Raw genomic sequence first — 12,785 nt, forward strand, 5'->3', positions numbered from 1 at the left:
AGATGAGAGCCACACGGCGCGCTCGAAGAGCGCCCCACCGCGTCATTCTGTCCGCGTTCGTCTCCCTGTGCGTGGCGGCGGGAATCATGGCCGGCGCCACACAGCCGGCCTCCGCCGTCTCCGGGAGCGACCTGTGTGCCGAGGTCGGGTACACCGCGGGCTTCCGGGGCGAGGGCCTGGTGACCGCCGTCGCCGTCGCCCTGGCGGAGTCCAGCTGTAATCCGCAGGCGTACAACGTCACGAACAACACGCCCCCGTCCACCGACCGGGGTCTGTGGCAGATCAACGACTACTGGCACGCCGAAGTCAGCGACGCCTGCGCCTACGACGCGCAGTGCAATGCGAACGAGACCTTCCGGATATCCTCCAGGGGCACGGACTGGAGGCCTTGGTCCACCTACAACCAGAGCCACCATCTGCGGCACATGGACACGGCGCGCGCCGCAGTGGACCGTCTTGGCCACCCCGGTCCTGGCCCCGGGCCGTTGGTGTATCCGGCGGAGTCGGGTCGTGTGGTGTCGGCGCGGTCGGTGGACGGGCGTCTTGAGGTGTTCGCGGCCGGGGCCGATGGTGTGCATCATGCCTGGCAGGAGAGCGTCAACGGCGCTTGGTCGGCTTGGGAGTTCATCGCGGGTCCCAAGGGCGCGGAGCTGGCGATCGGGTCGAATGCCGACGGCCGGCTCGAGGTGTTCGCGATCAACGGCCAGATCCTTCAGCACCGTTACCAGAACCAGCCCTCCGGCGGCTGGTCGGGCTGGGAGAAGTTCGGTGAGGGTGGTCGTGACGTCGCCGTGGGTTCCAATGGCGACGGCCGACTGGAGGTGTTCGCCTCAGGCCCGGACAACGTGTTCCACCGGTTCCAGGCGGCCCCCAACGGTGGCTGGTCGGGATGGGAGGGGACCGGTAGCGGTCCGGGGAAGAGCCGCATCGAGATGGAGAAGGCGCCGGACGGTCGGCTGGAGGTGTTCGCCCTCAACGGTGAGGTCTTCCGGCATCTGTATCAGGAGTCCGTGAACGGCAGTTGGTCCTCTTGGGAGGACTTCGGTGTCGGTGGTCATGACCTGACGGTCGACCACAACCTGGACGGTCGGCTCGAGGTGTTCGCCTCCGGGCCCGTCGGTGTCTTCCACCGGTATCAGACCGGTCCCACCAGTTGGTCGGGCTGGGAGGGGACCGGCGGGCTCGCGAACTCGCAGTTGACGAGTCAGCGCACCGTGGACGGGCGGGTCGAGGTGTTCGCCCTCAACGGCAGCGAAGCCCAGCACATGTGGCAGACCGGGGCGAACGGCCCTTACGACCGGTGGGAGTCCTTCGGTGCCGGTGGCACGGAGATCACGGCCGTGGCCAATGCCGACGGCCGGATCGAGGTCTTCGGGACCAATCCCACCGGGGTCTACCACCGGTGGCAGACCGACCACTCCACCTGGTCCCAGTGGGGCTGGCTCAAGGACACCGCCGGACCCGCGATCAACTGACGCAAACGTTCCTCTGGAGTCTTCTCGTGCATCCGTTCAGCAGGCGCAGCCTGCTGCGCGCGGCCGGAGCGGGAGCCCTCGGGCTCCCGCTCACGGGCCGTGCCGCGGCAGCGACCTCCGTCCCAGGTCCGGCGTCCCAGTGGGTGGGCGCCGGTTCCTTCACCCACGTCTACGACCCCTCCACGCCGGGCCGGCCCCGCTACCTCAACGACCACACCCTGATCCGGGCGAACGGCCGGTGGCACCTGTTCAGCATCGTCGGCAACAGTGCGGCGCCCGGCGAGGCACCGGACAGTGCCGCGGAGATCTCCTTCGCGCACGCCTCCGCGCCCGCCCCGTACGGCCCCTGGACCACCCACGCCGACGCGCTGACCGTCGACCCGGGCTACCACGGCGAGGAGCACCTGTGGGCCCCGCATGTCATCGAGGCCGGCGGCAGGTTCTGGATGTTCTACGCGGGCGGCGGCGCGAGCGGCGCCGCGATCAGCCTCGCCACGTCGGACGATCTGTTCACCTGGACGCGCGAGCCGTCCGGCCCGCTGTTCCGCGGGATCGCGGCCCGTGACCCGATGGTGCTGCGGGCCGGCGGCGAGTGGGTCATGTACTACACGGAACTCTCGAGCCCGGGCGGCAGGCACGTCGTCGCCCACAGGCGCTCCACCGACCTGCTGCACTGGAGCGAGCCGGGCATCGCGTTCGCCGACGCGGCCACGTACCCGACCGTGTCGGTCACCGAGTCGCCGTACGTCGTCGAACGGGACGGCTGGTACTACCTGTTCATCGGTCCAAGGGGCGGCTACGAGGGTACGGACGTGCTGGCGTCCCGGGATCCGCTCCGCTTCGACCTCACCGGGTACGCGGGCCACGTGGCCGGTCACGCCGTGGAGGTGATCGCCGACGGTGAGGCCTGGTACGCCTGCGCCGCGGGCTGGTTCCGCCACGGGCTGCACGTGGCGCCCCTCCAGTGGCGGGACACACCGCTGCCGTGGCAGAGCGCGGACAACCCGGTGGCCGGACTCGACGCCGCCGGCCGCCTCACGGTGTTCGCGCTCGACGCCTCCGACCACTCGATGCTCCGGCGCGTCCAGGTCGACCCGGACACCGACTCCTGGTCGCCGTGGGAGACGTTCGGCGGGCCGGCGGGTGCGGTGCCCACGCTCGGCCGCAACGCCGGCGGCGCGCTCGAGGTGTTCTCGCTCGCCCCGGACGGAGCCAACCTGCACCACCGGGCCCAGCGGCCGGACGGCGGCTGGTACGACTGGGAGGAGTTCGGCGGGCCGGCCGGAGCCGCCCCCGCCGTCGCCCGCGACGCCGCCGGCAGACTGGAGGCGTTCGCCCTGAGCCCCGGCGGCGCGTCCGTAGCCCGGCGGCGGCAAGCGGCACCGGGATCCCGGGCCTGGGATCCGTGGGAGACGGGCTTCGGCGGCGCCGCGGGCGCGCCCCCGGTGGTCGCGGCCAATGCCGACGGCCGGCTCGAGGTCTTCGCCCTCGCTCCCGGCGGGGCCGGGATCTTCCACCGGTGGCAGGAGACCCCGGGTGGTGCCTGGACCCCCGCGTGGCAGCGCTTCGGCACCGCGGCCGGTGCCGCGCCGCGCGTGGCGGGGGACGGCAGCGGCCGGCTCACCGTCGCCGCGATCGGACCGTCGGGCGTGGGAACCTTCAGCCGTCGGCAGTCCGTGCCGAGCGGAGGCTGGGACGCGTGGCTGCCGATGTTCGACTGGAGCGCCGCCGCCCCGGCTTTCAACGCGAACGCCGACGGCCGCCTCGAGGCGTTCTCGCTGTCGCCCGGTGGCTCCCGGCTCGGCCACCGCCGGCAGACCACCCCCGGTGGAAGCTGGGATTCCGGCGGGGAGTTCGGGGAGCCCGGTATCAGGCTCGCCGCCACGCCCGCCGTCGTGTCCGATCCCACCGGGCGCACCCACGTCTTCGCCGTCACCACCGAAGGCAGGATGCGCACCCGCGTGCAGGATCGGCCCAGCGGCGGGTGGCGGCCGTGGACGGCCTTCGGTGACCGGACGGTCGCGCCCGTCGTATCGGGCCGTCCCGCACGGTGATCCCGGAGTGCGGATCGCGCCAAGTAAAAGGGGCGAAAGGGCGGTTCGGTGGGGTCGTGATCCTCCCGGCACGGTGACCTTCCCCACCCCGGCAGGTTCCGTACGCGACGTTTCGCGGCCGGGGGAGCGAGGGCCGGTCACGCACGGCCGACCGCGGTGGGCGGTGTGCCGCACTCGCCCGCCGCGGGCCGACAACTTCCCCCGAACCGCGCGCCAGAGAGTCGAAAACGACCCCAAACCGCCATCGCCGCAGAGGGCCGGAGTGACCGCGGACACGGGGCGAACCGCCCGGGGGGAGAGGGCCGACGGGCCTCCCGGCCAGGGGGCTCGGAGGGCCTCCCGGGGCAGCCGGTGCGGGCCGTCCGACCCGGCGGGCCGTCCCGGCCGAAGTGGCTGAAGTGCGCCGATGAACTCCCTTGAGAGATGAGTATTGTTCAACTCGTCGGTCCGGCACGACGCGTGGAACGGGGGGAGCGGTGAGCGGGGTAGTCGTCCATCTGCCGCAGGGGTGCAGTGGCGCCGACGGCGGCGAACCGTACGGCGATGCGGTGACGTTACGGCTCGGACCGGGCGAAGTCGCCCGCTTCGGACGCGGATCCGCGAAGATCCCCGTTGAGCTGCGCCTCGCCGACGCGGCGATCTCCCGCCTCGCCGGTGAGATCCACGTGACCGACGACCACTGGCAGTTGACGAACCACAGCACCACCCACAGCTACCTCGTGGAGAACCCGGAGGGCGCCGGGGAGTACCTGAGGGTCCCGCCCCGCCGGGTCGGGGCACCCGTCCCGTTCGAGTTCTCGCGCGTCGTGCTGCCCACCCGCAGCGACGTCCCCGTCTCCTTCCAGGTGTTCGCTCCCGATCACGTCTACCTGGACCCGGAGGCCATGGGCGCCCCCTGGGGCCGACTCACGGTCACCGCCTACTCGCTGGACGAGACGGCCACCTACTTCCTGGTGCTCCTCGCGCTCTGCGAACCGCGCCTGCGCGACCAGTCCCGCGTCGCGGTCCCCACCACGCCCCAGATCGTCGAACGGCTCAGGGGCCACGTCGCCTGCGCCACACTGACCGCACGAGCGGTCAGCTCGCACATCGACTACCTCGCCGACGAGAAGCTGCGCATCGGCGCCGCGGACCCGCGCGACCCCGGCAAGGGCGACCGCCGCAACGGCAAGCGGGAGGAGATCGTCGGGCTCGCCCTGCGGTTCGGGCTCGTGCGCGAGGAGCACCTGACGCTGCTGCCGCCCCTGACGGGGGTCGGCGGGCGGGAGCGGCAGACCGCGCGATGACGACGCCCCACGCCCTGCGCGGCATCACGGAATGCGACGGCACGGATCTGCTCCCACCCGGCCACCGGGTGCAGGGGTGGACGATCACCGACCTGATCGGGGCCGGCGGCTGGTCCACGGTCTACGCCGCACGGCCCGCCGACCGGTACCCGGACCGGACCGGCCGGGCCCCCGCTCACCCGTCCGCGGCGCCCGCCGACATCGCTCTCAAAATCATGCCGACCGCCGGGTATGCCCCGCGCCAGACGCGCAGGATCGTGGAATCCGCCCGCCGGGAGGTCGAACTGGGACGCAGGGCCGGGCACGCGCGGCTGATCCGCCTCCTGGACTCCTTCGTCCTCGAGGCACCGGACCGCCCCGCCCTGGACGGCGCGATCGTGCTGGTCATGGAGCGGGCCGCGGGCAGCCTGCGGGAACTCCTCGACGCCGGGGTGGCCGAGGCCGACCGGGCCCGGCTCATCGCGGGGATCTGCGAGGGACTCGCCCACCTCCACCGGTCGGGCTGGGTCCACGCCGACCTCAAGCCGGAGAACGTCCTGCTGGACGGCGGCCGTTGCGTGAAGCTCTCGGACTTCGGGCTCGCCACCCAGATGACGGGAACGTCCGGGTACGCGCCCCCCATGGGCACCTTGGACTACCTTCCGCCCGAGCGCTGGCGGGCCCCCCTCGGGGAGCTGGGCGTGAAGGTCCGGCCGAGTGCCGACATCTGGGCCCTGGGCATCATCATCCACGAGGTGTTCGGCTCCGGCGCCTCCCCGTTCTCCGGCGCCACGCCCATGGCGCGCGGCGCCGCCGTCCAGGAGTACGGGGAAGGGCGCGCGCCGCTGCGCATGGACCAGGCCGTACCGCCGTTCTGGCGCGAGCTCGCCGCCGACTGCCTCGCTCCGACCCACGAGGCGCGTGCCCCGCACACCGCCGAGAGCCTGCTCGCCCGCATCACCGCCGAACAGGAGGCGCGCGGGAGGGGCACGGGACGGCTGTGGGGCCGGGCCCGCGCCGCGATCCTCACCACCGCGCTCTGCGGGATCGCCGGTACGACCCTGTGGTCGGACGCGGCACGGGCGAGCTCCTCCGCACTGGACGGCCTGAAGGGTGCGGCGGCCGGCACGATCCGGGTGTTCAACGCGGAGAAGGGCTGCCAGGAGCGGGCCGACCGGGACCCGCAGTGCAGTCTGGGCCTGGCGATCGACCCGATGCGCCAGTACACCGCGGACAACGTCGTACCGACCCGGGTGTGGCACGGCGACGTCCTCGCCGTCGACTGCCAGTTGCCGGACGGCCGGGCCATCATCGACGAGGCGGACCTGCAGTCCACCCGCTGGTTCCACGTCCGCCTCCCGCCCGGCTCCACACCTCCCACGGCATGGCTCCCCGCCGTCCGCACGAAGGACCGTCCGGCGCTGCGGGGGTGCCCGCAGCCCGCGGCCGGGCGCTGACGCTCCCGGCCGGTACCGGCACGTTCTCGGTCGCCCCGCAGAAGGGGGGCTGGGAGACCCGGGTTGATCCGGTCCTGGCCGGCCCGAAGACGGGTGGCGAAGCTGTGGCCGTGACCGACAACAACAGCGATGTGACCGGCTTCCACGACCGTGTCGTCCTGATCACCGGCGGAACCAGCGGGATGGGCCTGGCGACCGCGCGCCTGCTCCTGGAAGCCGGCGCCCACATCGTCATCACCGGCCGCGACGACGCCCGCCTCGACCGCGCAGCCCGGCAATTGGACCAGGCGTCCGACCAGGGTGCCCGTCTGCTCACGGTCCGGGCCGACTCCGCCGACCTCGCCGATCTCGACCGCCTGGCCGCCCTGATCCGTGAACGGCACGGACGTCTGGACGGGGTGTTCGCCAACGCCGGGGTCGGCGTGTTCCAGCGCAGCGACGAGGTCACCGAGCGGGACTTCGACCTCAGTGTCGACGTCAACTTCAAGGGGGTGTTCTTCACGGTCCAGAAGGTGCTGCCGCTCCTCGACGCGGCGGGTGGCGGATCCATCGTGATCAACGCCTCGTGGACCCTGCACCGGGGCCTGGCCGGCGCACCGGTGTACGCGGCCACCAAGGCCGCCGTCCACAATCTGGCCCGCACGCTGGGCAGTGACCTCGCCGGGCGCGGCATCCGGGTGAACTCGATCAGCCCGGGCTACATCGTCACCGAGATGTTCGATGCCGCCAACCCGGACCCCGCCTCGCACGATGCCATCCGCGCCCAGGTGCCGCTGGGGCGGCTCGGCCGGGCCCAGGACGTCGCCGAGACCGTGGCCTTCCTCCTCTCCCCGAGGTCGTCCTACATCACCGCCCAGGACATCGCCGTCGACGGGGGCCTGGCGACCGCCATCCCCGCCCCCTGACCGCGGTGGCGGCTGCCTGGCCCTGACAGGGCCAGGCAGCCGCCCGTGCCGACCGGCGACAATCGCCGTATGAGCACAGCCACCAACCTGGGCGAGTTCCTCCGCACCCGCCGCTCCCTCCTGCACCTCGAAGACGTCGCACTGCCGGACTTCGGAGGCAGGCGCAGGGTCGCGGGTCTGCGCCGGGAGGAGATGGCGCAGCTCGCCGGAGTGAGCGTCGACTACTACACCCGGATGGAACAGGGCCGCGTGCCCAACCCTTCGGACGCGGTGCTCGACGCCCTCGCCCGCGCCCTGCGGCTGGACGAGGATGCCGCCCGGCACGTGTACCGCCTCGCCCGACCGCAGCCCGCCGCCCGGCACGCACCCGTGCGCCGGCCCCGGCCGCAACGCGTGCGCCCCATGCTCCAGCGGCTGCTGGACGACCTGGTGGACATGCCGGCGATGGTGATGGGCCGGCGCATGGACGTACTGGCCTGGAACGCGGCAGCGGTCGCCCTCTTCGGCGACTACGCGGAGCTGGACCCGGCCGAGCGCAACATCGCCCGCATCACCTTCCTCGACGAGACCTCCCGGGAGCTGTACGCGGACTGGGCCTCCTGCGCCCGCGAGAACGTGGCCTACCTCCACCTGGACGCGGGACGGCACCCGCAAGACCCGAGACTGGCGAGCTTGATCGGCGAACTGTCGATGAGGAGCGAGGACTTCCGCCGCTGGTGGGCCGAGCATCCGGTGCAGGACAAGACCTCGGGCACCAAGCGGTTCCACCACCCCGTGGTCGGCGATCTGGAACTCGCCTACGAGACCCTGCGCACGACGGACGACCCGGATCAGGCCTTGATCACATATGCCGCCGAGCCGGGCAGCCCCTCGCACGACGCCCTGCGGATGCTGCTGGCCTGGGCCACCGAGGCCCCTTCCTCCAGGCCGGCCGACGACCGCGCGCGCTGACCTCCCGGGCAGTCGCCCCCATGGCCGGGGCGCGGCGCAACTCAGTCGAGCGGTACGGCCGCGAGGCGGTCGACGGTCTGGGGGTAGAGCCGGTTGCCGCGCTGGACGATCATGGTCGGTCCGTCGGGCATGTTCACGGCGCCCGCGGCGAGCGTCCACGCGACGCGGCGGGCGGCGACGTCCACCGCGACGACCGCCTGACCGGCGCCGCCGACCGCCGCGTAGAGCTCCCCGCGGAACGGGGCGGGAGCCGCCAGCATGGAGACGTACGCGCCCGGGTCGTGGGTCCACACCTTCTTCCCGGTCGACTCGTCGAAGGCCTGGAGCGCCCCGTCCGCGGCGTACACGGTGCCGTTCACGCAGACGGGCGCGCTCAGCAGTTTCGTGCCCTCCGGCTCCAGCTTCCAGGCCACCGCTCCCGTCACCAGGTCCACCGCCGTGATCCGCTCCTCGAAGTCGAAGACGTGGCGGTCCGAGGCGACCGGAGGGTTGATGCCTCCCGACTGGTTCGGCGACACCGCCTCCTGGTCGGTGCGGACCCGGCAGGCCCACAGGACGCGGCCGTCGCGCAGGTCCACGGCGAAGACGCGTGCGGGATCCGAGCAGATCAGCCGGCCGCCGGAGATGACCGACGACATCATGAGGGAGCCGAGCGAGTCCAGGACGGCGCCCTCGACGCGCGTGCGCCAGCGCAGCTTCCGGGCTACCAGCTCGTAGGAGAGCAGCCACGCCTGCTCCTGCTGTTGCCGGTCGCCGGATCTGAAGTACGCCTTGAGGTAGAGGCATTCGGCGTCCGCGGCCAGGAGCTGCGTGGTGTGGGCGAGGTCGCCCAGGACGGCCGGGTTGGCGGCGTCGGCGGCGAGGTGGCCGGTGCGCGGGTCCAGGTATCCCGCGCTCGCGTTGCCCTCGTCGTCGAAGACGAAGCCGACGAGCTCGTCGCCCGCCACGGCCACGTCGACCTTGGCGGTCTGGGTTTCCCACAGGATCCGGCCGTCGGCGGTCGAGATCCCGCTCAGGACGTCGCCCGTGTGGATCAGGACCTCGTCGGAGGCGACGGCCGCGGAGGCGGAGAAGGGGGACGGGACCGACCACAGCGGGGCCGGAGCGGTGCCGGGCGGGCGGGAGGACCGGCCGGGACCGGGCACCGCGGTACGGTCGGCCGAGCCCGGGCCGGGGCCCGAACCGGAGCCCGAACCGGGGAGGTTCCCGGTGGCCCACAGCGCCGAGGCGCCGCCCGCGACGGCGAGCCCGGCGGCCGCCGCGCCCGAGATCAGGGCGCGGCGGGAGAGCGCGCGGCGCGGGGCGGGGGCGCGCAGCGGAGCGGAAGCGACGCCGGCGACGTCACCGATCCGGCGGGACAGGTCGGCGAGGAGCGCCTGCGGCAGCAGCTCGGCGAACTCCCCGGGGTCGAACGGCCCCCACGCGTCGCGCAGCCGGCCGGGCGCGGGCCGGTCGCCGGGCTCCGGCGACAGGCAGGCGGCGAGCGTCCCGCGCAGTCCGTCCGGCAGGCCCGTCAGGTCGGGGTCGGCGCCGTCCCGCAGCAGTTCGAGGGTGCTCTGCCGGCCGCGGGCGTCGTAGGGGCCGTGGCCGGACGAGGCGAACACCAGGACCGCCGCGAGGGCGAACACATCGCCTTCCGGGCCGGGCGGCCCCCCGCGCGCCTGCTCCGGTGACATGTACGCCGGTGTGCCCGCGAGTCCCCCGGGCTCCGTGAGACGGGGGCTGCCCGGGGCCTGGGCGAGCCCGAAGTCGATGAGCCGGGGGCCCTGGGCCGTGATCAGTACGTTCGACGGCTTGACGTCCCGGTGGACGAGCCCGGCACGGTGCAGGGCGGCGAGCGAGGCGGAGAGCGCGGCGCCGAGTCCGCGGACGACCGGTTCGGGCAGCGGCCCCCCGGCCGCCACCGCCTCGGCCAGCGAGGGCCCGATGAGGTAGGCCGTGGCCAGCCAGGGCCGCGCCGTGTCGGGGTCGGCGCCGAGGAAGGCCGCGGTGTGCTCCGCTCCCAGGGCCCGTACGGCCTCGGCCTCCAGCGTCAGCCGCTGACGGTAGCCGGGCTGGTCGCGCAGGTCGGACCGGACGGTCTTGACCGCGGCGAGGCGGCCGCCGGCGGTGCGGGCCAGGAAGACGGTCCCCATGCCGCCGCCGCCCAGCCTGCCGAGGAGGGCGTACTCCCCGAGCCGTTCGGGATCGTCGGGCAGCAGGGGCAGGAGCGTGGACATGACCGGTGGACTCCTTCGGGGCGGCGGTCGGACCTGTGCGTGCGTGCTTGCGTGTGCGGGCGGCGGCGTGGGGGTGAGGGCGCGCGGGGGAGAGGGCGCGGGGTCAGTCCGCCGGGAGGGCGACGACGGCGGACGGCCGGGCGACGAGCAGGGCGCCGGGTACCGCCGCGAGTTGGAACGGCTCCCGGGCCTCCACCCCCGCGAGCCCCGTCTGCCACAGCCGTTTGCCCGACGGGATGCCGGTCGCGGTGACCTGGTGCAGGGTCGCGAGGTAGAGGGTGCGTCCCGAGGCGCTCGCGGTCATGCTCCCGAGCATGTTCCACTCCAGGTTCTCGGTGAGCGTCTGCTCCCACAGGGTCCGGCCGGTGTCCGGGTCGACGGCGACGACGGGGCCCGTCCCGTCGTCGGCCAGGTACAGGGTGCCGCCGCTGAACAAGGGCGGGGCGTTGGTCCCGGCGACCAGGGCCTGCGACTCCCACAGCCGGGTGCCGGTCTTCAGGTCGTAGGCGTGGGCGCGACCGCGGGAGAGCAGGAACAGCCGCCCGCCGCCCGCCGGGTCCACCACGGAGGCCGGGCCGCCGTGCACGTCGGGGTGGGAGCGGTTCCAGAGCACGCGTCCGCTGCTCCGCTCGAAGCCCGCGATCGGGAGGGTCCGGACGGCCGTGACGTCCCGGAACATCGGCCGGGGTACCTGCACCTCCACGACGACCGTCTCGGGGCCGACGGCGATGACGAGTTGCTCGCCGCCGAATCCGCTCGGCAGCGGGGTGCGCCACAACTCCTTGCGGCGCTCCAGGTCGAACGCCGCCAGCAGGTATCCGCCCGTCGGACTCCCGTCCCCCACGCGCAGCCACGCCGTGGAGCCGTCGGCGGCGAGCACCCCCGCGAGCTGCTCGTCGCGCTGGAGCCACTGGGTCCGGCCGTCACGCATCGAGCAGAGCGACAGCCCCTCGCGGGTCGCCGTCAGGAAGCGGTCGCCGGGCACCTGGACGGGCGGGGTGCTGCCGCCGGCGGGCAGCTGCCACACCTCCTTGCCGGTGCGCAGGTCGTGCCCGTACAGGACGTCGCCGCGCGTCATGAGGCAGTGGTCGGCGCTGCTCACCGGGAGGAGCCGGATGCGGGCCGTCGGGTCGTCCAGGCGCCACAGGGCGGCCGGTGGCATCCCGGGCACGCGGGGGCTCGTACCGGAACCGCCCCCTGCCGCGGACGGCCCGGTGCGGCTGTCCTCGCGGGTCAGTGCGGACCGGGCGAGGGTCCCGAAGACCCCCAGGGCCGCCCCTGCCGCGCCGGCCAGCAGGCCGGACAGCACCCGGCGGCGGGTGGGCGGGGCGGGCGCGTCGGGGGTGGCCGGGGCCGGAACCGGGCCGGGGGCCGCCGCCTGGGTGGCGGGGTGCGGGGGCTCGTGCGCGCCGGCGCCCGCCGGGGCCCGGCCGTCCGCATGCCCGTGCCCGTCCCCGTTCCCGTCCGCATCCGCATCCGCATCCGCATCGGGGATCTCCAGGTCGGCGATCGCCTGTGTGCGTACGGCCAGTGCGGCGACGACCCGGCCGGGCAGCGGGTCCGGTGTCCGCTCCGCGTCCTGCCCTCCGGGGGCCAGCGTCCGGCGCAGCTCCGTGGCGGTGGGGCGGTCCGCCGGGGAGGCGGCCAGCGCCGCGGCCACCACCTCGCCCAGCTCTCCCGGCAGTTCGGGCAGTTCGGGCCGGTCGTGGCGGGCGCGGTAGGCCAGTACGGGCGGCGGGCCGTCCCCGAAGGGGAGCCGCCCGGTGGCCGTGTGGAGCAGCAGCACCGCCAGGGAGTACACGTCGGCAGCGGTGGAGGAGGGCCGCCCCGCGGCCACCTCCGGGGCCATGAAGGCGGCGGGCACGGTCGACACCCGGCTGTGCGGTGCGGGCCGCCCGGGCCCCGCGTCGGGTCGCGGCCCTTGGCCCGGCCCCCGCACCCGGCCCGGCACGGACGCCACGGACGGCATGCGGCACGCGTGCAGGGCCATCAGCAGCGGGCGGGCCGTGGTGAGCCAGACGCCGTCGGGTGCCACCGCGCCGTAGCTGATGCCCAGGGCGTGCAGGGCGGCCAGGGTTTCGGCGATCTCCGCGGCGAGCCGCACCGACTGATCCAGGGGCAGGATCCCGGACTCCGTTCCGGGCCGCCGCCCCACGTCGGACAGGGACACGGCAGGGGTGTGTACGAGGGCCACCCACGCGGGCTCGGTCCCGGTGCTCAGGTCCAGTACGGCGGGCACTCCCGGCACGGCCCGACGGTGCAGCGCCTCGGCCGCCTCGTACGCGGCCGGGGGCAGCAGGCACACCACGGCGTGCCCGTGGTCCCGGTCGCGGCCCACGTACATCCCGCCCCGCGCCGGCACCGGCCGGGGGCCGGGCCAGCGGGCCAGCAGCCGGTACGGCCCGGCCGACCGCGGGTCCTCGGGGCGCAAGCCCTCCTCCAGACGTCCGCCCCCCACG

The 12,785-nt window shown here is 74.2% G+C and carries 8 protein-coding genes; 6 read left to right on the plus strand and 2 right to left on the minus strand.

Annotated elements, in window-relative coordinates; genetic code table 11:
• Positions 1–2 precede the first annotated feature (2 nt).
• The 6 genes from AC3IX6_RS36110 to AC3IX6_RS36135 all read left to right on the plus strand — a co-directional run bounded on the left by AC3IX6_RS36110 (position 3) and on the right by AC3IX6_RS36135 (position 8,107).
• On the plus strand, positions 3–1,475 hold the full coding sequence (locus tag AC3IX6_RS36110; protein WP_489367493.1) for a DUF8189 domain-containing protein: 1,473 nt from the start codon (positions 3–5) through the stop codon (positions 1,473–1,475).
• A 26-nt stretch (positions 1,476–1,501) separates the two neighbouring features.
• Positions 1,502–3,529 carry a DUF8189 domain-containing protein gene (locus AC3IX6_RS36115; protein ID WP_489367494.1) on the plus strand — a complete coding sequence of 676 codons (2,028 nt, stop codon included), beginning with the start codon at positions 1,502–1,504 and terminating at the stop codon, positions 3,527–3,529.
• A 476-nt stretch (positions 3,530–4,005) separates the two neighbouring features.
• Positions 4,006–4,815, plus strand: a complete 810-nt coding sequence (locus AC3IX6_RS36120; protein WP_489367495.1) for a serine/threonine protein kinase — start codon at positions 4,006–4,008, stop codon at positions 4,813–4,815.
• Positions 4,812–6,251, plus strand: coding sequence for a serine/threonine-protein kinase (locus AC3IX6_RS36125; RefSeq protein ID WP_489367496.1), 1,440 nt, complete (start codon positions 4,812–4,814; stop codon positions 6,249–6,251). The genes AC3IX6_RS36120 and AC3IX6_RS36125 overlap by 4 nt, the downstream gene beginning before the upstream one ends.
• Positions 6,252–6,361: 110 nt before the next feature.
• Complete coding sequence (locus AC3IX6_RS36130) at positions 6,362–7,156, plus strand: SDR family NAD(P)-dependent oxidoreductase (protein ID WP_489367497.1); 795 nt, start codon at positions 6,362–6,364, stop codon at positions 7,154–7,156.
• Positions 7,157–7,225: 69 nt separating this feature from the next.
• Positions 7,226–8,107 carry a helix-turn-helix transcriptional regulator gene (locus tag AC3IX6_RS36135; RefSeq protein ID WP_489367499.1) on the plus strand — a complete coding sequence of 294 codons (882 nt, stop codon included), beginning with the start codon at positions 7,226–7,228 and terminating at the stop codon, positions 8,105–8,107.
• Between the two features lie 41 nt (positions 8,108–8,148).
• On the opposite strand, the gene AC3IX6_RS36140 is transcribed toward AC3IX6_RS36135, so the two are convergent.
• Positions 8,149–10,326 (minus strand): serine/threonine protein kinase, encoded by a 2,178-nt coding sequence (locus tag AC3IX6_RS36140; protein ID WP_489367500.1) that lies wholly within the window; start codon positions 10,324–10,326, stop codon positions 8,149–8,151.
• A 103-nt stretch (positions 10,327–10,429) separates the two neighbouring features.
• Positions 10,430–12,784 (minus strand): outer membrane protein assembly factor BamB family protein, encoded by a 2,355-nt coding sequence (locus AC3IX6_RS36145; protein WP_489367501.1) that lies wholly within the window; start codon positions 12,782–12,784, stop codon positions 10,430–10,432.
• Position 12,785: the final 1 nt, after the last annotated feature.

The sequence above is a fragment of the Streptomyces sp. GL_141 genome (assembly GCF_057834385.1).

Coding starts and splice junctions, on each gene's coding strand:
- AC3IX6_RS36135 (WP_489367499.1), top strand. CDS start 7,226: ATGAGCACAGCCACCAACCTGGGCGAGTTCCTCCGCACCCGCCGCTCC.
- AC3IX6_RS36110 (WP_489367493.1), top strand. CDS start 3: ATGAGAGCCACACGGCGCGCTCGAAGAGCGCCCCACCGCGTCATTCTG.
- AC3IX6_RS36140 (WP_489367500.1), bottom strand. CDS start 10,326: ATGTCCACGCTCCTGCCCCTGCTGCCCGACGATCCCGAACGGCTCGGG.
- AC3IX6_RS36125 (WP_489367496.1), top strand. CDS start 4,812: ATGACGACGCCCCACGCCCTGCGCGGCATCACGGAATGCGACGGCACG.